The organism is Rhodococcus sp. H36-A4 (genome assembly GCF_027158005.1).
GTDB lineage: Bacteria > Actinomycetota > Actinomycetes > Mycobacteriales > Mycobacteriaceae > Rhodococcoides.
This window is the reverse complement of record NZ_JAPVLQ010000001.1, coordinates 759,465-785,388: the sequence shown is the minus strand read 5'-3', so window position 1 is coordinate 785,388 and position 25,924 is coordinate 759,465. Positions and strand designations below refer to the sequence as shown.

Here is a 25,924-nt window from a genome sequence, read left to right as displayed (position 1 = left end):
ACGCCCTAGCCGTCGTTCGGAGCGGAAGCTCGGTTGCGTACCTGTTCGGGTGTACCGAACCCGGCCGAAGCTCCGTCGGTGACCTCGACCTGGTCCTCCCACGGCACACGGTATTTTCCGGCCACGAGATCCTGCATGAACGTGTAGGGACAGTCGGTCGCACCGCCCTCCACCGCGACGTAACCGCGGTGGCCCAGCTGATAGATGTTGTTCTCGACTCCCCATGTGCGTCGCGCATCATCCGCACGGGACGGCACCACTTCTGCGGTGACCACCCGGTCGGGCGTGCCGTCGCCTTGGACGATCACCATGCCGTCGACGTCGCACACCATGGCCTCACCCTGGGAGCGCTGCCCGGTGGCATCAGCACCGGCCAGGCATACCGACGCAGTGAAGGCAAGGTTGTGGAATGCGTTCGTCTGGTTGGTAATTCGCCAGGAGTGCTGGATCGGATAGGTGTAACCGGCGGTGCGCAAGATGACGTTTGCCCCGCGGTAGGCCGCCTCCCGAGCCACTTCCGGCAGCATCCCGTCGTGGCAGATGATGAGCGAGAGCCGCGACCCCTTGGGGCCTTCGCATACCGGCACCCCGAGGTCGCCCGGTTGCCACGGCTCGAGCGGTACCCACGGGTGGAGTTTGCGGAAGTAGAGGACAATGTCGCCCGAATCGTCGACGATGATCCCGCTGTTGAAGGGTGCGCCGCCAGGGTTGCGCTCCATCAGTGAGAAGCAGCCCCACACATTCGCGTCTGCGCAGGTCTGGCGCAGCAGAGTGATCTCCGGGCCGTCTAGGTCGCAGAGCAGCTCGTCGTTCAGCCAGGTGGCGGGGTCGAGTCCGTTCAGGCTGTATTCGGGGAATACCACCAAGTCGAGCGTGGGCATCCCCGCCTTGGCTCCCCGCAGGACCTCGGCCAGGCGCTCGGCATTGCGAAGCGTGTCGCCCGGCTCGGTGTTGATCGGTACCTGAGACTGAACCAGCCCCAGGACCAGTCCACCGGGCGACGGGTTCAGACCGCCCAGCCCACTCATGCTGTCACCGCACTCTTCGGCTCGGACGGCCACGCATGCGCCCATGGAGCAGCAGTCTCGAACGCAGCCGAGGCGCGCAGCACCGTGGCGTCCGCGAGATGGCGGCCTACCAACTGCACGCCCACGGGGAGACCCGCGGCGGTGAAGCCGGCGGGCAGGCTCGCCGCCGGTTGACCCGTCATGTTGATGGGGGAAGTGAATCCCAACCACGCAGTGTCGGGAACCGTGCGTCCATCGACCTCTGTGGGGCCCTGAATGCCGGTGGGGAAAGGTGGCACGGTGAGAGTCGGGCTGAGTAGCAAGTCGTAGCTGGCCATGAGCCTCCACATCCGGTTGGCCAGCTTCTGGCGCGCGATTTTCGCGTCGGTGAGCTGCTCGGCCGTCCACGGCTGCTCGAGCATGGCGACGAGGTGCGGGGACATCTCCGTGCCATGTTCGGCCACCATGGCGCGCATTCCGGTGAGGTCGGTGTCGCCGACGACGAGGCCCCAGAATGCGTCGAACGGATCGTCCCAGCCGACGTCGACGTGCTCGACGACGGCGCCGAGGTCGGCGAACACTTCTGCCGCTCGGTGTGCGATCTCCCTGACTTCGGGGTCCACCGCGAGGTATCCGAAATCGCTACTGAATGCGACGCGTAACCCGTCGACCCCACCGTGAGTTGCGTTGAGCCAGTCGACGTCTCCTGCGGGGATCGAGTGACGATCGCGGGGGTCCGGGCCGGCGAGGACGGACATGAGCAGCGCCGCGTCGTCGACGGTGCGAGTCATCGGTCCGATGTGCTCGAGACTCTCCCAGCTCGAGACGCCCGGGTACCGTTCGTCGCGGCAACCCGGATAGGCGGGCACGCGTCCCATCGAGGCCTTGAAGCCGTAGATTCCGCAGTGCGCGGCGGGGATCCGGACGGACCCACCGCCGTCACTCCCCAGCGCGAGCGGGGCCATGCCGGTAGCTACGGCCACGCCGGAGCCCGCACTGGACCCGCCAGGAGTCAGATCGGGGTTCCACGGGTTGCGGGCGGTGGGGCCGATGGGGTTGTGCCCCACTCCGGAGTAGCCGAACTCCGGCACGGTCGTCTTGCCCAACGAGATGGCCCCGGCGCCGCGTACCCGCTCGACGACGATGTCGTCCTCGTCGGGCACGAAATCCCGGTATGCGGGTGCCCCACATCGGGTCGGCACACCTGCGGTCGCGATGAGGTCCTTGATGGCGATGGGGACTCCGGTGAGCGGGCCCAGCTTCTCGCCGCGGACGATCGCGTCGGACTGCTCCTGGGCTTGTGCGCGGGCACTGTCGGCGGTCTGCTCGCAGAACGCATGCAGGGTCCCGTCGAGCTCCGCCACACGGGCGAGCGCGGCTTCGACGACCTCGACTGGGGAGACCGTGCGCTCTCTGACGAGGCGGGCGAGCTCGGTGGCTGGAAGCATGGTGAGATCCTCTAGCTGCCCGGTCATGCGGGCACCGCGACGGTGGGCTCGGAGTCTGCGCGCTTGGTGCCGGCTCGGTCGAGCGCAAGATAGACCAGCCCACCGACGAGCAGACCGGCGATGGCCTCGCTGAGCTGCGGCGCCCACAGGTGGACGATGTAGGCGACGAGCGAGCCCGCAGCCCAGGCAATGAAAGGCGATGTGCGCCAAGCAGTTACTGGCCGGGCGACGCGCACTCGAAGCTGGTCGACTATGAGCACCGCACCGATCGGCGGCACGAAGATGCCCAGCAGGTTCAGCCAAACAGGGAAGTGGCTCCACACCCCGGCCAACGCAGCGACGAGGCCGAGCCCGCCGAGGACGAGCGTGAGTACGCGCATCCGGCTACCCGTGATCTGGCTCCAACCGACCGCACCGTTGTAGAGGCAGTGGGTGCACACCGAGCCGAGGTTCACGAAGACGAACACCACGGCGACCGAGGTGAGCAGAGCACCGTGCGAGGTGAGAATCGGCAGGAAATCTCCGCCACTCTCGTTCGGGGACACTGCAGCTCCGGCGGCGACGACAATGCCGCCGACGAGCAGCGAGATGAAGTTGGCGATCGGAAACGCGGTGAACGCGGCGATCACGGCTTCGCGTCCGGCGCGTGACCAGCGCGTGAAGTCCGCCGTCATGGTGCCGGAGTCGGCGAATCCCGCGATGACGATCGTCACTGCGGCGCCTACGCTGAGAACCCCTGCGCCCGCGCCGCCGCCGGCGTAGGACGTGACACCCCCGAGACCGCCGTCGCGGGCGGCGAAGGTCAGAGCTACCAGGGCGAGGATGACGAACAGTGGGGCCGCGATGATACCGATGACGGTGAGCGCACGGATACCGATAAAGGTGACCCCGATGTAGAGCACTCCGGCGATGAAGATGGTGAGGGTCTCGTTCCACCCCAGTGCGGTGTGCAGTGTTGCGCCGGTGAGACCGGTCTGGAACGCGAACCACCCGATCACCACAGTCGACAAGAATCCTGCGGCGACGGCCGCGCCGCGGCGGCCGAACGTGCGAGCGGCGGTGAGCCCGAAGTTCTCTCCGCTCCGCCCGGCCATGTAGCTCAGCGCGCCGACGTAGGTGAGCAGTACGAGATTGCCGATGAGGATGGCGGCCAGACCTTTCCAGAATCCGAGGCCGTAGACGATGGTTCCGCCGAAGATGGCGTTGGTCAGGATCATCGGGAACCCGAACCACACGGCGGAGACCGAGCGCAACGAGCGACGGTGTTCCGTGGGGATAGGTTCGTGCTCGTATTCGTGAGCGAGACCGTATTCGGTGTCGGCACTGGTGGTCATGGAAGGCCTTTCGGAGGGGTTTTCAGATGGTCGGGTCAGCTGAGCGCGGCAAGCACAGCGTCCGAGGTGGCAACGGCGCCGAAGACACCGCCTTGCATTGTCACCATTCGTAGTGCAGCAGTGTGGTTTTCGGGATCGGTTGCTCCAGTGCAGTCCGACAACACGAGGCACTCGTAACCGCGGTCGTTGGCCTCGCGCATCGTGGTGCTCACGCAGACGTCGGTGGTGATGCCCGTGAGAATCAGGTGTGTGATGCCTCTGCTGCGAAGCACCAGGTCTAGGTCGGTGGCGTAGAACGCGCCTTTTCCTGGCTTGTCGATGACGACCTCGCCTTCGATGGGCGCGACCTCGTCGACGATCTCCCAACCCGGCTCACCGCGAGTGAGAATGCGACCGCATGGTCCGAGGCTGCCGATCTCGGCGCCGGCTCTCGCGGAGCGCCACCGCTTGTTCGCGGGCAGATCGGACAGGTCGGGCCGGTGTCCTTCGCGGGTGTGGATGACCGTCATTCCCAACCGGCGGGCGGTGGCGATGACGCGCTGGGTGGGAGCAAGACCTGCTCGGGTGAGTCCCAGGTCGTACCCCATTGCGTCTACGTAACCCCCCACGCCGCAGAAGTCGACCTGCCAGTCGATGTTGATCAGCGCGGTGTGCGCCGGGTTCATCTCACCGTCGAAGGGCCACGGATAGGGGTCGGCCCGCACTGGGCTCACGGACGAGCTCGGTGCGAAGTAATTGAATTTGCAGGCATATTCTTATGATCGGGTAGCGAGTGTTAAGACGAGGGTCCTCTGTGTTAATGCTTTGTTGCGCAATAAGTGTGTGACATCCGTATCGGATCGGTCCGGCTCCGAGACGACCCGACGCCTGCAGCGCCCGCATATAGACAATTGGCTCGCGGGAACCGAATGGCTCTCGAGATAATCATTCACTTCACTCGCCGTGGGTAGGCAGAGACGACCAACTGCGGTCGAGTCGCTCAGGTTGGGAGACGGGTCGACATGCCGTGATTTCCCAGGAACCTCAACGAGGAGTGCCGATGCCGATACCTACACCTGACGCCGCTCGTCTGTCCGGGCTCGGCGATCACCTGTTCTGGCCGAGCGAGGACCCCGAAACTAGCTGACCCGCGAAGGTGTCGACGACGCTCGGTGGTTGCTGATGCTGGCGTCGATGCGGACGTCAGCATTCCGAAGATGAAACGGTGGAGCGGAGTATCGCCGCGCCGTGAACGGGGTTTCTCGCTTCTTCCCGCGCCCGCCCAATCACATCCCCGCTTCAACGGTTCATTCATACGAATGAATGTTTTCAGTGCGCCATTCAAGCGATCGGTAGAAAAGAATGCGCTGCGTAAAGCCCTCTCGCAATAAATGATCATAAGTATTGATATTGCGCATCATTCGGCCTGAATGACCGTTTTGTACCGTTAGTGAGCTGCCTCACTAACGTGGATACCGTGCTGTATATTTTCGATTTACTTGCTTTACTGCCTATGCAGTAATTCTCCGGTGCGCCACCCTGGCGGTGGCCGGGTGTGATGGCGAATGCCAAGGGGAGGCGCGATGTCGGTCGCGGCCAGTGGGATCCGTCGATGACGTTGGAGCGTACATCTCGCGTCCAGGCAGTCGACAAAGAGGCTCTTCGTACGCGGATCTCCCGAAGTGTCCGTGCTCCTAGGCAATTCACCCTTACCGGTCGTTTTCTGCTCACTGCAGGTACGACCGCTGTCGCATTCGCGCCGGTGATTTCCGCCAACTTTTTTGCAGTGGTCGACGGTGCGCCCACGCTCTATCTGGTTCTGTTGCCGATGTGGGTGGTCATGATCGGGTACGGAGTCGGTCAGGTCACCCAGGGGCGTGTCATCGATGACAAAGAATTGGACTGGATCGCAGCGCTGGTGATATGCGTGGTGGCGATTGGATGCGCGTATATGGCGATTCCACGATTATTGGCGAGTGCGACGCTGTGGCATATCGAGCTCGTGCCAATTTTCGCGGTGGTTTTCTGCGGGTGCATTCTCAATTTCGGTATCAGACGGGCGTTTCGCGGCTGGCGCGTTCTTCTGTTCACGGCGTTCTGCTTCCCGGGGACGGTAGTGCTCACCGCTGCGTACTTCGGCGGCACCCCCATGGTGTTCAGCCTCGTCGTCGCTGGTCTCAATACTCTTGCCGTGTGGTTTGCGCTGGCACAGCGGCCGTTGCGCTGGAGGTTGTCGTTCGCTGTGGCGGTGTGCACCGTTCTCGGCGCGGTGGCGTTGACACCGCTGTCGAGTACCGCGGGTCTGGTGGTTCCTTCCATCGTGACGTCATGCTGTGCGGCCGGGTACGCGTTCTTTCGTCCTGGAGTTCGTTCATCCGCGGCGTATTTGGAGATGCCCCAACGGTCGTACATTTCGGTGATCGTGCTGGCTCTGGTGGCTTTGCTCGCGCTGGCGGTTCTTCCCGTTCCTGCTTCACGCGTGCGCGAATCGGGTATGGCGACCGCCCCGACCGATTGGCTCGACAGCCTTGCGGATTCGAACAGCTTCAACGTGAGTGAGCAGGAACGGTTCGATTGGGGACCGGCAATTCTGGGTCCCGGCGGCTCGGTAGTCCGGTACGAGTTGGACGTCTCCGGAGATCCTGAGCGAGTGATGTTTCTCGACGTGTTCACCGCCCGATCAGCGGGTGTTCTCTCCAGCTTCCGGGGTTCGATCTGGTACGCATCGAATCCGCCGGCCCGGGTGTCGAACGGGTACGCCGAGTTGGATCATGGTGTCGTAGTCACGGGTTCGCAGAACGGTTCCGACCAGGTCAGTACTCCGGATGAGCCACTGTGGGCAGCGTTGGGGTGGACGTGGAAGACACGGTCCGCCGACGACGGCGAGGTGTTCCAGCGCGTGTATCTGATGATGTCGAAGCGTGCGGATGAACCTCGCAACGTTCCTCGGCCGGTGATGCCCACGTTCGCAGGAACCGTGCTGGGCCCGATCGACTGGTTGGCTCGTCAACAGGGCAGCGCCGACTGGGATTCGGGCCAGGAGAAGTACATGGACACCCTCCTGGAGACACTCGAGTCGATCCTGTCGAGCGGATCCTTTCGATGACTGATTACACCCAAGCGTTGCCCGCACAATGGTCGGCGGCAGTGACATTCACCCGTGGCCAGGTGATCGGGCTGCTCGCGTGTGCGTTGGTGCTGTCGACGTCACTGGTGTTGGCGACCGACAAGACACTCACCGTAGTCGTCGTGGTCGTCAACCTCTATTACCTGGCATCGACAATCGACAAGACGTACCTGCTGCATCTCGGAATGACCAAGAGCGTTGCCGTGCGCGTGTCCGACGAGAGGGCGCTGGCTGTTCCCGATGACGAGTTACCCCATTACACAGTTTTGCTTCCGGTATTCGACGAACCCGAGATCGTTCGGACGCTGATGGACGGCGTCGGCCGGTTGAATTACCCGCGCGACAAGTTGGACATTTTGTTGCTGCTCGAAGCAGACGACTCCGCCACCATCGAGGCGTTCGAGGAAGGTCGGGTAGGCGGCGTTACTCCGGTACTGGTGCCACCGAGCGAGCCGCGGACGAAGCCGAAGGCCTGCAACTACGGGATGTCGCTCGAGTTCGAACGCAGTGAGTACGCCACCATCTACGACGCCGAGGACATTCCTGACCCTCTTCAATTGCGCAGAGCTGCAGTCATGTTCGCCGAGTCACCGCCCGAAGTAGCCTGCATTCAGGCTCGTCTCGGCTACTTCAACGAGAAGCAAAACATCTTGACCAAGTGGTTCGCCATGGAGTACGACCAGTGGTTCACCTACATGCTTCCCGCTCTTGCTCGACGCAAATGCGTCATTCCGCTCGGTGGAACGTCGAATCACTTCCGGAGCAGTGTGTGGCGAGAGCTGGGCGGATGGGACTCGTTCAATGTGACCGAGGATGCCGACTTGGGAGTTCGCTTGGCGCGCCACGGTTACCGGACGGCACTGATGGACTCGGTGACTCTCGAGGAAGCAAACAGTGATCCGGTCAATTGGATCCGCCAGCGTTCCCGGTGGTACAAGGGCTACTTGCAGACCTTTCTGGTGCACTTTCGCTCCCCGCGGAAACTGGTGCGTGAGATAGGTCCTGTTGCGACACTGCGGTTTGCGAACACCACGCTGGGGATGCCGTTGAGCAACGTGATCAACTTGATCTTCTGGTGCAGCGTCTTGTTCTGGTACGTCGGCCATCCGGCGATCATGGAGACGCTCCTACCCGGCGCGATCTACTACGTCAGTCTGCTGCTCTTCACGCTGGGGAACGTCGTGACACTGATGTTGGGGCTGATCTCCACGCGGGCAACCGACAAACCTTATCTGCTCCTCGCCGCGCTGACCGTGCCCGCGTACTGGGTCATGCAGGGGCTCGCGGCGGTCAAGGGACTTTTTCAACTCTTCTTCCGTGCTTCGTACTGGGAAAAAACTGTTCATGGCCTGTCGAACGATGGTGAGGGAAACAAGTGAGTGCGATCTGTGGTCGAGTAAGAGTGGCGTGCTCAGGGCTCGTTGTAGGACTGGTGCTGTCGCTGTCGACGGTGGGATTCGCGTCGACCGTCGATGCCCAGCCCTCCGAGTCGATCGAGGATCAGGACGCCGAATCGTTGGTCTTGAACTGGCCGTCGTTGGGTCTCGGGTCCGAGATCGTCTTCGATGCGGCCGATGTGGAACAGGCTGTGCAGGTGCCCGTTCCGGCAGGGAGTGCGATGCTCGCCTTGACCGGTCAGTTGCGCGCCCCTGTCGAACTCGGACTGGGATATCTCGAGGTCACCTCGGCCGACGGTCGTTTTCTCGGCTCCGCGGACATCCCGGATGTCGAATCAGGCCAGCGTGTGACTCCGTTCTCGATCGATCTTGCGGGTGCGGCCGTCGATGCAGCTGCCGGTATGGCGACACTGCGGATGACCGTCAGGCCGCTCGACCGTTCGAGTGCGGTGTGCGGCGCGCCGCAACGGCTGACAGCGGCCGACCTTGCGGTCAGTTTCACAGCTGCAGAACAAGTCCCGGAAACCGTCGATCAGTTCCTTCCCTCGGTGCTCGATGCGGTGGAGGTGTTCGTGGACCCGGAACCGACGACTGCCGAGAAAGAGAGTGTGTTGACTCTGGCTGCAGCCCTGGTGCATCGGTACGGCTCCATTCCCGCACAGATTTCGGTACTGCCGTTGAGCCGGACAGCGCCCGTCCCTGCCGGTGGTAGTGGGCTGACCCGCTCGGTCGTGGTGCGTGAGGCCGCCGAGGCCGGGGCCAGTATCGCCGCTGCCGGCGCCGGGTCCGTTCTCGTTCTCAGCGGAACCGGTCATGCGTTGGCCGATCAGGTCGGGGTGTTCACTGCCGGCCTCGACCGAATTGTTCAGGTCCGGTCCGCGGCAGTCACCACTCTGGCAGCCGATGAAATCCTGGGCACCGACACGTTGACCTTCGAGCAGCTCGGCGCCGTCGCATCCACGTCGGTTCTCGGTTCGGCGCAGCTGTTTTCGGGCTTCGACTCCAGTTCCTTCGGGTTGACTCAGCCCGGCAGTATGGAGGTGCATCTGATGGCCGATTACACCCCGGTGTCCGACGCCACCGCCACTGCCACCATTTCTGCCGGTGGGCAGGTGATGCATTCGCAAGAGTTGGATTCGTCCGGCCGAGTGGACACGACGTTCTCCGTCGCCGGCGGGGCAATAGCCCGCGCCGTGGGTCTGAATGTGGCCCTGACCTACAGTCCGAATGCCGGGTGCTCGCAGTTCACTGCTCCGATCCAGTTTGCGATCGACCCGAAGTCGACGGTCACCGTGTCGGGCAGTAGCGGCGGCACGGGCGGCTTCAAATCACTTCCCACCAGCCTCATGCCCACCTTTCAGGTCGCGTTCGACGAGCAGGACCCCGAGGCGAACGGTGTGCTCGGATTGTCCTACGCGACGCGCGTCGTGGCGTCGATGCAGACCACAGCGAATGCGGCGATGAGGCCGATGGTGGCACCGATGGATGAGGTCGTCGGTAGCGGCATGGGAGCTCTGCTCGTTGCCGATGCGGATTCGCTCGGAGCGGCGGGTATCTCGGCGCCGTTGGCCGTCGTCGATGGGGCGGTGAAGATCTCGAACGATCAAGGCCTGACCATGGATGTCGACGGCGGAATCGGGTCCTTGCAGGTCTTTGCGGAAGGCGATCGGACCGTCGTCGCAATCACGACGACGGGGGAGTGGTCCCTGGTCGGGCCAGTTCTCGACCGAGCAACTCCCGGTGGTAGCTGGGCAGATCTGTCCGGCGACGTCGTCGCTGCTGGTCTCGGTGGTGAGGCTGCACCGATGACAGTGATGAGCGACGGACCGGCAGGCGCGGTGTCAGGGCCGGAGCGCGGGTGGGTGACGTGGCTCTGGATCGGAGCGTCGGCCTTGGTCGTCGCTGCGGCTGTGATGGTGGCCGGGTTGTGGATGGATCGACGTCGTAAACGAGCGGCGTCCCAGTAGTGACGGTGACGGACCTTCGGGAACCCGAAACCCCGATCATTGCGAAACCTGCACGGTATGAGCGTGTCTGGACCTGCGCGCTGTTCCTCCCGTGTGCGGTGCTCTACGGCATCGTCGGATACCTGCTGGCTTCGACATACAACCTGATCGACGGCGACGGACCGTCTCGAGTGGCCAATGCGGGCTACACAATTTTCAGCCGGGACCCGCATCTGGGTGCAATCGGGTTCGTGTGGAATCCACTACCAAGCGTCGTCGAGATCCCGTTGCTGTTGCTGACTCCGGTGTGGCCGGAGATGAAGACGCTGGGTTTGGCCGGCGTGGTGCAGAGTGCGGTGTTCATGGCGCTCGCGGTGGTGGCGGTTCGTCGTATTGCGTTGGACCGGAACGTGCCTCGGGTATGGCGGTGGCTCGCCGTCGCCACCTTCGCGCTCAATCCCATGATCATCGAGTACGGCGCGACGGGGTTGAGCGAGGCTGCGTTCATCTTCTTCGTCGTCGTTGCTGTTCGACGCCTGCTGCTGTGGATGACTACTCGCGACGTGCTCGATCTGGCGTGGGCGGGTTTCGCGATCGGACTGAGCTATCTGGTGCGGTACGACGCGCTCAGCGTGGCGGCGGCAGCAGTGGTGGGCGTGTTTCTGGTGACCTGGTTGCGTTATCGGGGTACCGCCGGAAACAAGGGGGCAATGGGGACAGCGCTGCACGACGGGGTGATCGTGGGATTGCCCGCGGCGGCAGCGTTCGTGGTCTGGGCAGTCGCCGGGTGGGTCTTGACTGGGGAGGCGATTTCGCAGATCACCTCCCCCTACGGAAACTCCTCGCAGGTATCGGTGGCTGCGGTGAACCAAGGCGGAAGCGGTGTAGACCTGGCCGCTGCCGGTGGCGAGATTCTCGCTCGAATCTTCGGCATGCAGCCATTGCTGCTCGTGGTGTTGGCTGTTGCAGCTGTGGTCGCACAACGACAACGACGCCTCGACTCGTTTGTCCCTACCGCCTTGTTCGGTGCGGTGATCATATTTCAGGCCGCGGCTCAGATCACGGGTACCACCTTCGGGTGGTTCAGGTTCTACATCTTCGTCATTCCGCTTGTGGTCATCACGATTTTGACATGGTGGTCACCGGTAACAGTGAGTGCGCGCGGTACGTCGGGATGGGCTCGGCATCTGCCCGGTGTGGCCATGCTCGTCGTCGCGGTGACGTCCATTCCGGTTACCTGGATATCGATGTTGAACCCTGCGGTGGGAAACCAGGGTGTGCAGTTCGGCTTGCGGTCGATCGTGTCGCCTTCGACGAATCCGATGGACCAGGAGTATTACTTTCAACTGTTCCAGGACGACCGGGCGATCGCTGAGTGGCTGGATCGGCAGAATCTGCCAGAGGGATCGGTGCTTTCGGACAGCTTCCAGAGTTGGGGAATCTGGCTATCGTCGAACCGGCCGGACCAATTCGTGATCACCAGCGACTTCGATTTTTACGCGGTTCTCAACGACCCCGCAGCGAGCGGCATCCGGTACATCTTGGTCTCCGATCCCGTGGCCGACGGAGGCATGGATGCCATCAACATGCGGTACCCCAGTTTGTGGGACGACGGCGCGGGAATCAGTAGTCGCGAGATGAGCGTGGTGGGCCCGGGCGGCATGATCCGCTGGCGAATCTATTCGGTGGACGCAGCCGGCGGTTGACGGTTGGCGAAGTGGTCCACGCATGCGCCTTGGATCTGGCGAACGAGAAATACGGTCAACGGTGCCACTGCGATCAACGCCACCCATGCGACCGGCGACAAGGCCGATAGAGGGTGCGTTGCCGAAACCAGTACGGCCAGTGCGAGCGCACCAGCGAGCAGGGGTACGACACGTCGAGAGCGGAGCAGGAAGTCGGCTACCGAGCGCTGAGCACCGGATTGACGCTGTACCGCAGGGGCGTCGCTGTGCAGAGCTGTCATGACAATCTCCTGGACCACGAGGTGTCCCAGGAATGTACCTTTGGTTTGTTTAAACTTCAAATACAGACCAAATGTAGCTGTATGTCCATTTTGATATCGGAGAGTCCCCGTGACCGGGGCCCGTAGTGCGATGGGCCTGCGCTAAATTGAGCCGCCGAATGGCTGCTGTGCAGGTCGGGTGGAATCTACCCGACCTGCACAGTGATTCGGTGTAGCCAGCCGGCGGGCTACTAGGTGAGCGCGGCGTAGACGACGATGTTGTCGTCGTAACTGGCGGCACCATCGTCGAACGCACCGCCGCAGGTGATCAACCTGAGTCCGGGATAGTCGAGATCGCCGTAGACCGATGCCGTCGGGAACTCGGCCTTGGGATACTGCTCGACATCGGAGATTGTGAAGGTCTGCACGGTGTCATCCTCACGGCTGACGATGACACTGTCCCCGCTGCTGAGTTCGCGTAACCGGTAGAAGATCCCTGGACTCCCTGCCCAGTCGACATGCCCAGTGATGATCGACGGGCCCAGCTCTCCCGGCGTGGGCGAGCCGTCGTACCAACCGCCGGGGGAACCCAGCCGCTGGCACCTCCATGGTTCCGTCGGATTCCAAGCCGAGTCCGATGAGGTCGGAATCGACTCCTATGGCGGGGATTTCGATCCGTATCGGTGTCGACGCCGATACAGCCGGGGCGCCGACAACAGTGTCGACGACGTCCGCATCCCCCGCAGGCGGGAGTGCAGGTGCGTCCGGTGACGTCTCGGCCGACGAGGCAGAACCAGAGGAGTCGACCAACGACGACGGCTGTCCGACGACTGACCCGTCGGGTTCTGCCGGGGCGCTGCAGCCGGTGACCAAAGCCAGTGCAAGCGCTACGGCTACGGCTAACCCTCCTACTGCGCCCCGACGTCGGGACGCAGTAGGACGATCACTCAAATCTGAGCGTTGCGAGAACATCAGCTGCCGTTGGTATTTTGGTGCTGTCGCCGAACGACTATCAGTGCGGCTCCGCCGACGAGGGCCGCAGCAGAAATCCAGATCGGAACCCAGTGGCGCGTATCGCCTTGGCTAACTGTGCTGCCGTCACCGGTCTCGACTCCGCCGTTGGGTATCTGGGTGATCTGTCCACCCGGTGCATTGGTGCTCGGGCCGCCGTTAGGAGCAGGGGACTGTGGAGCCTTTGGTGTTTCCGGAGCGTTGGGTGTTCCTGGTGTGCGCGGAACCTCGGGAACAGTAGGTACGCCCGGGACTGTAGGTACGCCCGGCACTGTGGGTACACCCGGGATTGTGGGTACGCCCGGCACGGTCGGAACCCCGGGGATCGGCGGGATCGTGATGACCGGTGGGACCCCAGGAATCGTAGGTACGCCCGGGATTGTCGGGATGGTGATGACCGGTGGTGCGGTCGTTGTCGTGACCGGCGGTGCGGTCGTGGTGGTGGTGACCGGGGGTGCGGTCGTGGTGGTGGTGACCGGGGGTGCGGTCGTGGTGGTGGTGGTTGGCGGTGCGTTCGTGGTGGGCGTGACCGGTGGCTCCGTTGTCGTGATCGGCGGCACCGTCGTCGTCGTGGACGGCGTGGTGGTTGTAGTCGGCGGCGTGGAACACATCGGCCGCGTGATCGTGTTCGTGTCCAGTGCGACTTGACCGTTACGCGCCAGGATTCGGCCCTCGACTTTGGCGCCTGTTTGCAGGGTGATCGAGGTGAGTGCCATGACTGTACCGACGAACGTGGTGGTCGTGCCCAGTGTGGCGGAGCTGCCGACCTGCCAGAAGACGTTGCACGGGTTCGCACCGCCGATGAGGTTCACGGTGCTGTTCGGTGCGGTGATCAGTGTCGAACCTGCTTGGAAGATGAAGACGGCCGCCGGATCGGATTGGGCATCCAATGTGACTGTCCCGGTCAGTGCGAGTGCAGAGTCCGCTTTGTACACCCCAGGAGCCAGTGTTTGCCCACCGAGATCGGAAGATACCAATGTCGGCGGCGTTCGTCCTGCCGCGTCGTTGTATGCAGTGGTCAGATCAGCCTGTGCCTGCAGCGCGGGGGCATCTGCGGAGTGAATAACGCCATCGTTGACCAGGCCCGGGGGGAATCCGGTCACCTCTGTGCCAGGGCTTACCCCGAGATCGCCCGAGACCATGGATGGGCCGGTGTTGGTGACCGTGGTACCGGCCAGAACTGCATAGCTCTCTGCAGTTCCCAGACCCATCGGTGGGGTGGCTGCACCTGCCGTCGCATTGGGCAGTATCAATAGCGCAGCGGTTCCCAACGCAAGAATGGCCTTTACGGCGGCGACGCTTTGCTGCCTCTGGTGTGAAGGCGCTGGTCATCGAGGTTCCGTATGGTTTGACGTGCAGCGGCGAATGGGCCGAATCTGGTGTAGTCCGATGAACGCCAGATAGAAAAAATGGCGTCGGACTACGCGCTGGGCGCGTCAGGGACTTCCTCGTAAATCCGTGTGTAGACGTTTTACACACTAGGCATACATTTTCTGAATAATCGCGGAATTCGACCGGTTCACAGGTTTGTTTCAATGAAGCTAAACGGGCTTTTATGAGGAAGTATTGTTAGGGGACTCGTATTCGGGGGAATTCCCTTTTTCTACAGTCATTGAAGAAACCAAGCTATTTACTTGCTTTCGGCACGGTGGGCCCTCGCGGTTGAAGCTCGAACTACTGTGTTATTGGGCGAGCGTTCGAGGTGAGTCCTCGGTGGGTCGATCGCGGGCCGCGCTGTAAATGCCGAGAAACCGATCCGGGAATATGTGACATGCATTACATAAAATTAATGAAGTTGAAATTAAGAAACGAATTCATCCAACTGAACGACAGTGGAAACCTGAGATCCGCCCGGTTCCGTCATCGATTCTGTCCCGTTGCCCAGTTCGGGATCTCGCGAGTCTGCGTACTTCCGGCCGCTGTCGGAGCTAGGCGTTCGTTGCTCACCGGGTTCATTCGCACCTGCAGCCCGCCGTAACCCGGTGTCAATTCTACGCAAATGCTGCCTCGTTCAATAGATGAGCGAGCGGTACGGCACAATGCATCACATGGCATCGCCCTCCAATCAAATCCGCTACATCATCCGATCGTTCATCATCAACGGTGTACTGTCGTCGATGCTTATACCTACCGGAATGCGGTGGAGGCTGTACCGCGTCATGGGAATTAAAGTTTGTCGGTCGCGTATTTATCCTGGCGCGTTCCTCGCTAGCGGGCGCAATGTCGAAATCGGCCAAGGCGTGTTTTTGAATTACGATGCGTTCATCGACTCATCTGCTCCAGTCGTGATCGGAGACGGCGTATCATTCGGAATGAAGGTGTCTATTGTCACAAGTTCGCACCAGATCGGTCCTTCCAGTAAGCGAGCGGGCGCAGGAACGTGCGAGCCTGTGACTATCGGTATCGGAGCTTGGCTCGGAGCGAATGTGACCGTCCAGCCCGGTGTGACGGTCGGTGAGGGGTGCGTCGTTGGTGCTGGCTCACTGGTCACCAAGAACTGTGAGCCGAACGGGCTCTATGTCGGTATCCCCGCCCGACGGGTCCGCGACCTCGACTGAACGGCAGATGCTCGCGTAGTTGTGGTGATTCCAGCGCCCCGGTGTGTTTTTAGAGAAGATTGCATGGCGAACCGCCCAGGCTTGCATTCCTGTCGTCCCTGCCTCGAGAAGGGTCTAAGTCTCTGGTAGAGACTGTTGTGGGGGTGGGCCAGGTGTTCTGCGCCGTGCCTATCGTGGCTTGCTACTTCCCGACTTATGGTGCGGACCTTGCGTCGAAGGGTGATATCAATCGGGTTTGGGATTCTTCGGATCGCCCTTGGCCCGGTTCTGCTGAGAATTGGTAGTAGCCTTCTGAAGTGCTGAGCGATCGCGGTTATGCCAGTGACTTGCATTACATAAAAATGCTGAAGCGGGATTTAGTGAACGAATTAATTGAACTGAATGACAGTGGAAACCTTTGAGATGCCCGGTTGGGTCATCTATTCTGATCCGTTGACCCGCTGGGGATCTCGCGGCGACACGCAGGGTCGGTTGCGTCGTGCCCGCCTAATTGGCGGTGGCCATTCCGGCGCGCACTTTGTCACACTGGCCCCTTAAGATGTGCGAGAGCAATGACTGGCCATCGACGTCATGCGCTCGACTTCGCGTTCACACTGTTCGCGATTCACATTCGGCCTCTGAAATAGGAAGACTGCCCCATGCGAATTACCGTGTTCGGAACCGGCTACCTCGGCGCGACCCACGCGGCGTGTATGGCGGAGTTGGGGCATGAGGTCCTCGGAGTCGACGTCGATCCAGCCAAGCTCGCCAAGCTCGAAGCCGGCGAGGTGCCGTTCTATGAGCCTGGGCTCGAAGAGGTCCTCCAGCGCAACATCGCAGCGGGCCGTCTGAAGTTCACTTCTTCCTATGAAGAGGCTGCAGAGTTCGCCGAAGTCCACTTCCTCGGCGTTGGCACTCCGCAGAAGAAGGGTGAATTCGCGGCCGACATGATCTATGTCGACGCGGTCATCGAGCAGCTCGCACCGCTGCTCACCAAGCCTGCAGTCATCTTCGGCAAGTCGACGGTCCCAGTCGGCACCGCTGCCCGGCTCGCGACACGAGCCCGGGAGCTCGCGCCGGCTGGCGATGAGGTCGAGGTGGCGTGGAATCCGGAGTTCCTCCGTGAGGGCTACGCCGTCAAGGACACCCTGCATCCGGACCGCCTGGTGCTGGGCGTAGACAAGGCGCGCCCCGGCCGTGCTGAGGAATTGGCTCGCGAGGTGTACGCGCAGCTGCTCGAAGAGCAGATTCCCTTCCTGGTCACCGACCTGGCGACGGCCGAGCTGGTCAAGGCCTCGGCCAATGCCTTCCTTGCTACCAAGATCTCGTTTATCAATGCGATCGCCGAGGTCTGCGAAGCCGCAGGCGCCGATGTGACAGTGCTGGCAGATGCCATCGGTCATGACGACCGCATCGGTCGTAAGTTCCTCAACGCTGGCATCGGTTTCGGTGGCGGATGTCTGCCCAAGGACATCCGCGCATTCATGGCCAGGGCCGGCGAACTGGGCGCTGACCAGGCATTGACGTTCCTTCGCGAGGTCGACAACATCAACATGCGCCGACGCACCCGCATGGTGGAGTTGGCCAGAGAAGCCTGCGGATCACTGCTTGGAGCGCGGGTCGCAGTGCTCGGGGCCGCGTTCAAGCCTGACTCCGACGACGTCCGTGATTCCCCGGCCCTCAATGTGGCTGGTCAGATCCAGCTACAGGGCGCTGCGGTCAATGTGTACGACCCGAAGGCGATGGACAACTCACGCGCTTTGTTCCCCACACTCGGCTACAGCACCTCAGCGCTCGAAGCGTGCGAAGGCGCGGATGTAGTGCTGGTGTTGACGGAATGGAAAGAGTTCAAGGCACTGAAGCCGAAGGACCTCGACAGCGTGGTTCGGGCGAAAACCTTGATCGACGGTCGAAACTGCCTCGACCCGGTGCAGTGGCGCGATGCTGGATGGACCTACCGCGGGCTTGGGCGCCCGTAAAGCACAACCGGCATTATTTATAGCGATTTAACAGTCGCAACAAAATCTGTCGGGTGGTTAAAGAACTTATGTCATTCAATCGTACGAATTGGTGTCTGCGCTAGTCCAGTCGGTTTGAAAACCGTCATAGCGACCGCTAGCTGGCAATCAAGCGTCAAAGCAAATGTTTTACATAATGAAAAATCTATGCATCTGGGGATGCCGCACTTGTAGCGTCCGCCAGATGTGGATTGGTGTCTCACACCGTACTTACGTAGGAAAACCATTGTCACACTGCAGGATTGGCGGTCAGAGTGGATCGCGCGTGTGGATGTAACAGTGCCTCCAGCTCGTTCGATGAGTAGTGCGGGCCGATTTATGCGCGCGATATGCTCGCGTTCTATACAGTCGGTGTGATAATCCGATTGGGATACGTAATTACACTGTGATGTGACTCACTTGCTGAGTCGAATTTCAGTCAACGTGCGAAAATCGGAATGCTCGAGTAGTCGGGCTGAAGTAAGTGCCTTCATGCCAATGTGGAAATGAATCGTCGGGGTTCGCAGGCAATCGTTGACAGTCGTCCCCATGGCTGTCGAAGTACCGTTAGGAGGGGGAGTCGGTGGCAACGCTGGGATCAGTACGGCAGGCTTCGCAAGCAGCATCGCCGGGCAAGCAGGCGTGGCGGGAACGCCGGTTGACTTCTCGTCGGGTGTGGGAGCACCAGTACATGGACAGGCTCCGAGTTACCGACATCATTGTGGTCGTAGCCGCCGTTGCACTAGCGCAACTGATCCGGTTCGGTGAACTACAGACCACAGCGATGCTGAGTTACACAGGCATCTCTGCCGCACTCGCAGGGCTGTGGATAGCGTTCCTCGCCATCTTCCGCACACGTTCGACCCGGGTAATCGGGAACGGCGCCGAGGAGTACCGACGCATCGTCTCGGCCACCTTCCGGCTCTTCGGTGTCATTGCGATTCTGTCTCTCCTCTTCAAGATCGACATTGCGCGTCTCTATCTCGCCATAGCGTTCCCAGTTGGCCTGTTGGCCCTTCTAGTCAGTCGCTGGATGTGGCGCAAGGGTGTCGCCGCCAAGCGCAGCAAAGGTAAGTATCAGACCGCGGTGCTGATCGTAGGTAGCCGGGCGGCAGCAGTCTCGATGGCCAAGCAGTTCGAGCGATCACCTGCAGCCGGATACAGCGTGGTTGGCATGTGCCTGCCAGGGTTCGAACCAAAGCGTGATTCGGCTGTGGTGGACGGCTACGAAATTCCAGTGCTCGGCGACGAGCACAACGTCCTCGAGGCTATCCAGGCTTCAGGCGCGGATACTGTCGCCGTCACCGCCACCGAGCATCTTGGAACCAAGGGCATCCGCAAAATGGTCTGGGATCTTGAGAAGAAAAACATTGACCTTGTGGTCGCGCCTGGTGTCGTCGACGTAGCGGGCCCCCGGTTGGTCATGCGTCCGGTCGCCGGCTTCCCGTTGATTCATGTGGAGAAACCTCAGTACAACGGCGCAACTCGCTTCAGTAAGACGGCCTTCGACTTCATCTTTGCAGTCCTGGTTCTTGTGTTGATATCCCCCATCTTGTTGGCGACAGCTGCTGCGGTGAAGGCTACGAGTCGCGGTCCGGTGTTCTATAAATCGGAGCGCATGGGCATAGACGGTAAACCTTTCCCGATGATCAAGTTTCGCAGCATGATCCAGAATGCTGACAAGCAGGTAGATGCCCTGCTTGCTCAGAACGAGAGTTCGGGCGGCGTGTTATTCAAGATACGTGAGGATCCTCGTGTGACGAAGGTCGGTAAGTTCATGCGTAAGTACAGTATCGACGAGCTACCCCAGTTTTTGAATGTGCTCCGACGCGAAATGAGCGTGGTTGGACCTAGGCCACCGTTGCGACGCGAAGTCGAAACCTACGATGGCGATGTACGACGACGGTTACTTGTGAAGCCTGGGATTACTGGACTATGGCAGGTAAGTGGCCGTTCCGACCTGTCGTGGGAAGAAACTGTCCGACTGGATCTCTCTTACGTGGAGAATTGGTCGATGGTGGGGGATCTCCTAATTATCGCAAAGACGGTCAAAGCAGTTGCTGGTAGCAGCGGGGCGTATTAAAGCTCAAACGTTAACCGCTGGACAGCTCTTCAACATTCATCGACTGTGCCTGGAGTAGACATGAATAAAGGATTGACCACCGGGACTGAGCCATCTAAGCTCGTCGAGATTATCCCGGCCGGGGCAAGGGTTTTGTGGGTGGCCTCGACGGGAGGACACCTTGAGCAGCTAGTCCGCATGGCAAGCAACGTTGAGTCCGATCCAGCCTCGAGCTGGATAACGTTCGATTCTCATCAATCTAAAAGCTTACTTCGCGGCCGTAATGTGGTGAATGTGCCCTACGTAAAACCCCGTGACTTTAAGGCCGCATTTCATGCGGCACGGATAGTGGCACCGATTATCACCAAGGATTCGTACGACGTATGCGTAAGTACCGGAGCAGCACTCGCATCGTCTATTCTCCCGCTGGCAAGAATTCGGGGCCTTCGCACAATTTATGTCGAGAGCGTGAGTCGCACCGAGGGGCCTTCTTTGACAGGTAGGCTTATGAGGGCATTCCCTGGCATTTCGACGTACACCCAACATCGGACATGGGCGAAGGGCGGCTGGCGCCAACTGCAATCCCTGCTGGAGGAATGGAAGCCTGTTTCTGTATTGCCGAAGACTGGATCCCTGAAATTATTCGTTACTCTCGGTACGATCAAGCCATATAGATTTGACCGTGCAGTCGATTCGATATTGTCGTTGTTACGCCCCGGCGATGAGGTGGTCTGGCAACTCGGCGCGACGACCCGCAGCGACCTACCAGGAGAAACCCATTCCGAAATACCAGCATCCCAGGTGCTTACTACAGCACTTTGGGCCGATGTAGTCATTACACATGCGGGTGTCGGGTCTATTCTCTCTCTTTTAGATGTTGGTATATGCCCGATCCTGGCAGTCAGGGATCGAGACCATAACGAGCATGTCGATGGACACCAGAGTCAAATAGCTACTGCTATGGTCTCTCGCAAGTTGGCCTACCGATTGGACCTCAGTGAGCCTAGGCGCGATCCGCTGTACTCCGCTGCCGCAACAAAAATTGAACCGCAGGCACAATGAACAACGAAGAAGGTCTATTTATTAGCTGGGTCAAACATCACGGCAGGAGTCAGGACCTCGCGTTAGCGCTAGGTATGCTCCCCGTGTTCATAGAGGGTGGTGCCGGCCCGCTACCAATCCGCTATGCGATTCAATCGATCAAAACAATCCGTATGGTTCTAGAAAAACGCCCACCGGTGATGGCAATAATGCTGCCGCCACTCCCGTTGCTTATAGTTGTCAAACTCTTTTTCCGTGGCCGACTTATTGTTGACCTGCACAGTGGTGTCTTCTTAGATCCCAAGTGGAAATGGGCATTAATTCCGACGCTGCGTCTTATCGGCCGTAAGGCAATTGCAATTGTTACAAATTCCGCACTACAGAGTGTTTGTCAGACACACGATGTGAAAGCTATCGTTCTCCACGATCTAATTTCCAGCCCGACGGGGAGCTCCATCAAGACGCGCGACCGAACTTTCCCATCATTTATTCTTACTCCACTGAGCTACGCAAACGACGAACCAGTTGATGAGATACTCGGCGCTGCGGCCCTGGACCCAAGCCTCAATTGGGTGTTAACTGGCAAAGCGCCAGAGGTAGTAAAAATGAAAGCAACGGACAATGTGACCTTCTCCGGGTATGTGACTGACTCGGGCTACGCAGACTTATTGCAGGACTGCGCGATCGTGGTAGCACTTACTGATCGACCACATACTATGCAACGTGGCGGGTACGAAGCGATGATCTATGGCAAACCGCTAGTGACAAGCGAATTTCCTGAGTTGCAGCGCTTCTTCGGTGACGCGGCGATGTACGTGCCGACCACTGCTACAGGGATACTCGGCGGAGTGCGGGCTGCCACAACTAGCGCGGAAGAGACATCGAAATTGATGCGTCAGCTGCAAGTGAAACACGTCGCGGACCAGAAGGAATCAGTAGCGAGTCTGATTCGTTGGGTCAAAGAATTGAGCGAGGTGCACAGACCGTGATGCGAGTAGCGTCTCCCTCAGTCGAGGATTTGATCGACAGTTCAGTAAATCATCGATTCGTGCTGAACTATCGAGATATCGTGGTCTGGATTGCGCTGATCTCAACTGCACTTCCTACCCTCTATGGTGTTGAGTGGAAGGCCACCTTGGGTCCGGGATCGGTATATTTTTCCGATCTACTTCTGATTGCAAGTACAGTTGCGGCCGTCAAGATTGTTAGATCGACGCCATATTTAGGCATGCTTTCTTTAGGTGTGGTCATTTTTGGCTGTGTCGGGGTATGGCACGGTGCCACGGTGTCTTGGGTAATTCGTGATATGAGACCGACACTCTATATCGTCGCAGGTATAGTCATAGGCGCGTACCTCATGGCTCGGCCCGAGTCTTTACGATTTGGCGGACGTGCAATAACCTGGCTAATTTCTGGCACCGCGGTACTAGCAATTTTGAGTCAATTGACCTCCACCACTATCGTCGGGAATGAGGCTGGCGCTGTCAATGCCATATACTACAGCGGTCAGGCTCAATCTCTGGATAGTCGAAGAATTCAGACGGAAACCGTTTCAATTGCACTATTTGTCACATGTTTCCTTATCTCGGCTTCAGTATTCAAGTTGAAAATTGGTAGACTAATCGGAAAAAAGCACCTGATGGTCTTAATTTTCGCAGCAACATCATTGACCATAATGTCTTATTCTCGAAACTCGCTAGCGGGTATCGCCGCGGCCTCGTTTCTATCTGTCGTGATTCCTTTCGCATCTTCTCGTTGGGATAGATTCGGCCGACTTACGCTGCTAGCTTTGACTGGGATCGTCCTAGCCGGAATTCCCGTGTGGATCGGCTACCAATACGGATATTTTGCGAATGTGATCGACACGTTCTCAAGCCGAGTGTTGACTGGAATCGCACCCGACGTGATCGCCACCGACCCCTCTGTGGGATGGCGTTTTGTTGAGATGAACAGCGCGTGGACCTTTCTCTCCAACAATCCGCTGACTGGAACCGGTTTCGGAGCATATTATCGAGAAAAGATATTTGGAGAACCATTCGTGGGTGACCAGGGGCGCCTCTATCTCCATAATTACATGATATTGCCATTCGTCAAATTCGGTGTCATCGGCGGCACGCTCATGATTTCGCTCATTGGTCTCGGTATATATAAGCTGTTTCGAGCTGCCAATAACCAGAATGTTACTAACCGGCGCTTTTGGGCATCGTTAGGATGTGCCTTTACCGCGATGATGGTCGTAAGTCTCGTAAGTCCGATCATGCATGCAAGAAGTTTTGCCGCATTCGGCGGTTGCGTAATAGCATGCGGTTTGATTGTCTGCGTTGACAAACGCGCACAGATGGCTGACACACGATGAGTAACCTTGAGTCCGAGAGTTTGCAATCCCGACCGCATGGACGAAATTCTTTCGTCAGTCGCTTCCGGACGGTGCAAAGACTGGGTAAAAGTTTCTCGCTTCTAATTATTACAAACACTGTAGTAATAATATTGATTGCCGTTTTCTGCGTCGTAATGCATGAAGGTGTCCGATACAGCGACGAGCAAGGCTATTTAGAACTTGGGAAGGGCGTTGGTCAATTCGGCGTCTACCAGCTGAACGGACTAGCCACTGCTTATAGGCCGCCAGCTTGGCCGTTGTGGATTTCGACTACATTCATAATTGACTCTCCAGGCTGGGTCGTGTTTGTGATTCCAGCGATACTCCTGATGGCATCGGCCGTCTTAGCTTCTTCGATCGGCTATCGGATAGGCGGCCAGATCGCCGGCATCACAGCCCCAATTCTCGTTGGCCTCTATCCCGTCAACCTGTACACAGCGACCACGCTGTACCCTCAGACATTGGCGCTGGCGTGCATCCTTGCCCTTTGGGCGATGTGGATATTTGCGCCGACTGTCACCAGCAGTAAGTGCAGGGCAGTTGTTGCTGTAGGCGCTGGATTAACAGCATCGTGCCTGGCCTTGGCGGTGCCGACTCTGGCACTCACTGCCGCAGTGCTCTTGTTAGCGGTTGTGGTTACATTTTGGCGCATTGGTGCACGATTGGCTGCCGCGCTAAGTGTGGTATTCGCAGCAGGAACCTGGCTAATATGGGTCGTTCGAAACTACATAACGATCGGTGAGGCAGTTTTCCTCTCGACGTCGTCAGGGTTCAACCTCCTTCTCGGTAATAGTCCCAACGCGACGGCGGATAGTGGCGTATCCGCTGATATCAGCCCGAGCGTCGAGTATGCGACGGCGCACGGAATGGGTGAGCTATCTCGTAACGACTTCTACTCAACAGAGGCGCGGAGCTGGATAACGTCCAACCCGGAAGAGTCGTCAATCTTATACGTTAAAAAATTAGTAAACTATTTTTCGCCATATAACGAGCCGCATAGTGCTGCACAAAATAATGCTACGGTCCAGGCACTGATTGCGACCGTGGCCTTCGGTTCAATATTAGTACTGTGCATTGTACGTATACTCGGTCGAGAATCGATAAAAATGCACGCGAATGAATGGGTAGTAATCGCACTATTTTTTGCTAACGGTCCCATAATGGCGTTGTATTTTACGCGAACTAGATTTAGACAGCCGTTGGATGGGTTGATGGCAGTCGAAGCGGCGATAGGCCTTGCTGTACTCTTCGCGATCTGCTCACGTTTCCTGCAACACCGGAGGCAGCGAAAAGATAGGGTTGGTTTACCGTTATGATGACGCATCGACTACCAAACTCACCATCATTACTGATCGTCTCCAAGGTTCTTGGGTCTATCCTGACATTAGCGACCGCTCCGCTTATTGCAAGGGCGTTGGGTCCCGACGGTCGAGGAATTACGGCGGGAATCACCGCTGTGGTGTTTCTAGTCCCACTGCTCTGTGGATTTGGGTTGCCTTGGGTCGTTCGGCGACGTGTAGCTACTGCTGCGGATCCGCATGCAGTAATTAGGTCCGCTCAACGGCTCAGTGTCCTGTCCCTAATTCCGGCACTATTAATTTCGGCACTCGCTGTGAGCACGATATTCTCGGACCTATCTTCTCTGGAAAAAATTGTGTTTTACCTGTGCTTGTCTACCACACCATTAGTTGTTTCGCGGAACGTACTGATAAGCTATTTTGTAGTAACAAAGTCGTACACAAAGATTGCTGTTCTTACCCTCGCTCAGCCGTTATTCTACGTCGGCGGTATTTTTGTTTGTTTTGCGATCGGACAATTAGCAGTAGTTGGTGTCATCGCTGTATACGGTCTGTCGATCGTGGCTACATACGTTGCGACAATCAGATTCAACGTCGTGCGGTGGCGCGGGTCCCGTGTCCCATTCGGTGCGCTGTTGCGTGAGTCGGCCCGGGCAGGTGGTGCGCAGATCGCCGAGATGTCCTCGTACAGATTGGGCCTTATCCTGCTTCTGCCCCTTGCGGGTGCATCCGCGCTAGGCCAGTATTCTGTAGCAACGAATATCGCCATGGCTCCCAGCCCAGTGGGTAACGCACTTGGGGCGAGTTCGTTTGTTCATATCGCCAAGTCGTCTGATCGCGAACAATCAGACATCGCAGCGGAGTCAATACGTCATTCGACGATAGTAGGTTTGCTGGCGGGTGCTTTGGTCGCTGCGATTGCTCCCCTCGCTGTGCCCATCATCTTCGGAAGCGAATTCAGACCCGCTATTGAAACGACCTTACTTCTAAGCGTTGGTACTGTTTTGGTAATTGTGAACCAAGTCCTCACCTCGTCGTTATTCGCAATCAATAAAGGGATGGCTGTTACCTTTTCTCAACTTTCAGGACTCGTCGTGAGCGTTCCATTGCTTATTATTTTTGGGCAAAAATATGGTGCAAATGGAGCCGCGTTGTCGGCTGTGTGTGGCTATTTCGTAACTACACTTTTCGGCGTTTCTGCGATGCCAGTGACCATCCGCGGCCTCGTTCCCAGAAGAGGTGATTTCCAGTCTACTTTTCGTGCTCTCTTTCGCCGTGCCCCCGATCCTGTCTCAGGTAAGACTGCATAGAGTAGATCGTCGCAGGCCGGTGCTGGCGGGCTAGATTAATCTCGCGATAGTTTGGAAAGGGTAAGTTGTGATAGTTCGGGGTACAGATGGTCGGCAGTCATCAAAGAG

General features: G+C 59.0%; 20 protein-coding genes. 12 read left to right on the top strand and 8 right to left on the bottom strand.

Annotation, left to right across the window (positions count from 1 at the left end):
- Positions 1-5: 5 nt before the first annotated feature.
- The 4 genes from O1W68_RS03550 to biuH are packed head-to-tail and all read right to left on the bottom strand — an operon-like array spanning position 6 to position 4,454.
- Positions 6-1,028, bottom strand: coding sequence for a formamidase (locus tag O1W68_RS03550; RefSeq protein WP_269301491.1), 1,023 nt, complete (start codon positions 1,026-1,028; stop codon positions 6-8).
- A complete protein-coding gene (locus O1W68_RS03545) occupies positions 1,025-2,482 on the bottom strand; it encodes an amidase (RefSeq protein ID WP_269301490.1) in 1,458 nt (485 codons plus the stop codon). The genes O1W68_RS03550 and O1W68_RS03545 overlap by 4 nt, the downstream gene beginning before the upstream one ends.
- On the bottom strand, positions 2,479-3,789 hold the full coding sequence (locus tag O1W68_RS03540; protein WP_269301489.1) for a cytosine permease: 1,311 nt from the start codon (positions 3,787-3,789) through the stop codon (positions 2,479-2,481). Before O1W68_RS03540 ends, O1W68_RS03545 begins: the two co-directional genes overlap by 4 nt.
- 35 nt (positions 3,790-3,824) lie before the next feature.
- Entirely contained in the window at positions 3,825-4,454 is a 630-nt protein-coding gene (gene biuH / locus O1W68_RS03535; protein WP_269301781.1) for a biuret amidohydrolase, read from the bottom strand.
- Positions 4,455-5,326: 872 nt separating this feature from the next.
- On the opposite strand from biuH, the gene O1W68_RS03530 reads away from it, so the two are divergent.
- The 4 genes from O1W68_RS03530 to O1W68_RS03515 are packed head-to-tail and all read left to right on the top strand — an operon-like array spanning position 5,327 to position 11,944.
- Positions 5,327-6,874 carry a hypothetical protein gene (locus O1W68_RS03530; RefSeq protein WP_269301488.1) on the top strand — a complete coding sequence of 516 codons (1,548 nt, stop codon included), beginning with the start codon at positions 5,327-5,329 and terminating at the stop codon, positions 6,872-6,874.
- Positions 6,871-8,274, top strand: coding sequence for a glycosyltransferase family 2 protein (locus O1W68_RS03525; protein ID WP_269301487.1), 1,404 nt, complete (start codon positions 6,871-6,873; stop codon positions 8,272-8,274). Before O1W68_RS03530 ends, O1W68_RS03525 begins: the two co-directional genes overlap by 4 nt.
- Complete coding sequence (locus tag O1W68_RS03520) at positions 8,271-10,259, top strand: hypothetical protein (protein ID WP_269301486.1); 1,989 nt, start codon at positions 8,271-8,273, stop codon at positions 10,257-10,259. The genes O1W68_RS03525 and O1W68_RS03520 overlap by 4 nt, the downstream gene beginning before the upstream one ends.
- Positions 10,259-11,944 (top strand): hypothetical protein, encoded by a 1,686-nt coding sequence (locus tag O1W68_RS03515; RefSeq protein WP_269301485.1) that lies wholly within the window; start codon positions 10,259-10,261, stop codon positions 11,942-11,944. Before O1W68_RS03520 ends, O1W68_RS03515 begins: the two co-directional genes overlap by 1 nt.
- Here O1W68_RS03515 and O1W68_RS03510 read toward each other — a convergent pair.
- The 4 genes from O1W68_RS03510 to O1W68_RS03495 form a co-directional block, all read right to left on the bottom strand.
- On the bottom strand, positions 11,917-12,204 hold the full coding sequence (locus tag O1W68_RS03510) for a hypothetical protein (protein ID WP_269301484.1): 288 nt from the start codon (positions 12,202-12,204) through the stop codon (positions 11,917-11,919). The genes O1W68_RS03515 and O1W68_RS03510 overlap by 28 nt on opposite strands.
- A gap of 230 nt (positions 12,205-12,434) precedes the next feature.
- Positions 12,435-12,713 (bottom strand): sortase domain-containing protein, encoded by a 279-nt coding sequence (locus O1W68_RS03505; protein ID WP_269301780.1) that lies wholly within the window; start codon positions 12,711-12,713, stop codon positions 12,435-12,437.
- Positions 12,622-13,134, bottom strand: coding sequence for a hypothetical protein (locus tag O1W68_RS03500; RefSeq protein ID WP_269301483.1), 513 nt, complete (start codon positions 13,132-13,134; stop codon positions 12,622-12,624). Before O1W68_RS03500 ends, O1W68_RS03505 begins: the two co-directional genes overlap by 92 nt.
- Positions 13,135-13,154: 20 nt before the next feature.
- Positions 13,155-14,405, bottom strand: a complete 1,251-nt coding sequence (locus tag O1W68_RS03495; RefSeq protein ID WP_269301482.1) for an ice-binding family protein — start codon at positions 14,403-14,405, stop codon at positions 13,155-13,157.
- An 837-nt stretch (positions 14,406-15,242) separates the two neighbouring features.
- Between O1W68_RS03495 and O1W68_RS03490 the strand changes: the two genes are divergently transcribed.
- The 8 genes from O1W68_RS03490 (at position 15,243) to O1W68_RS03455 (ending at position 25,816) form a co-directional block, all read left to right on the top strand.
- Positions 15,243-15,752, top strand: a complete 510-nt coding sequence (locus O1W68_RS03490; protein WP_269301481.1) for an acyltransferase — start codon at positions 15,243-15,245, stop codon at positions 15,750-15,752.
- Between the two features lie 638 nt (positions 15,753-16,390).
- Positions 16,391-17,710, top strand: coding sequence for a UDP-glucose dehydrogenase family protein (locus tag O1W68_RS03485; protein ID WP_269301480.1), 1,320 nt, complete (start codon positions 16,391-16,393; stop codon positions 17,708-17,710).
- A gap of 610 nt (positions 17,711-18,320) precedes the next feature.
- Positions 18,321-19,811 carry a sugar transferase gene (locus tag O1W68_RS03480; RefSeq protein ID WP_269301779.1) on the top strand — a complete coding sequence of 497 codons (1,491 nt, stop codon included), beginning with the start codon at positions 18,321-18,323 and terminating at the stop codon, positions 19,809-19,811.
- Between the two features lie 60 nt (positions 19,812-19,871).
- A complete protein-coding gene (locus tag O1W68_RS03475) occupies positions 19,872-20,852 on the top strand; it encodes a glycosyltransferase (RefSeq protein ID WP_269301479.1) in 981 nt (326 codons plus the stop codon).
- The gene (locus O1W68_RS03470) at positions 20,849-21,820 is read left to right on the top strand and encodes a glycosyltransferase (protein ID WP_269301478.1); all 972 of its coding nucleotides are present in this window, start codon (positions 20,849-20,851) and stop codon (positions 21,818-21,820) included. Before O1W68_RS03475 ends, O1W68_RS03470 begins: the two co-directional genes overlap by 4 nt.
- Entirely contained in the window at positions 21,820-23,187 is a 1,368-nt protein-coding gene (locus O1W68_RS03465; RefSeq protein ID WP_269301778.1) for an O-antigen ligase family protein, read from the top strand. The genes O1W68_RS03470 and O1W68_RS03465 overlap by 1 nt, the downstream gene beginning before the upstream one ends.
- Positions 23,188-23,258: 71 nt before the next feature.
- Positions 23,259-24,524, top strand: a complete 1,266-nt coding sequence (locus O1W68_RS03460; RefSeq protein ID WP_269301477.1) for a hypothetical protein — start codon at positions 23,259-23,261, stop codon at positions 24,522-24,524.
- The gene (locus O1W68_RS03455; RefSeq protein ID WP_331283571.1) at positions 24,521-25,816 is read left to right on the top strand and encodes a lipopolysaccharide biosynthesis protein; all 1,296 of its coding nucleotides are present in this window, start codon (positions 24,521-24,523) and stop codon (positions 25,814-25,816) included. The genes O1W68_RS03460 and O1W68_RS03455 overlap by 4 nt, the downstream gene beginning before the upstream one ends.
- The last annotated feature ends 108 nt before the right edge of the window (positions 25,817-25,924 follow it).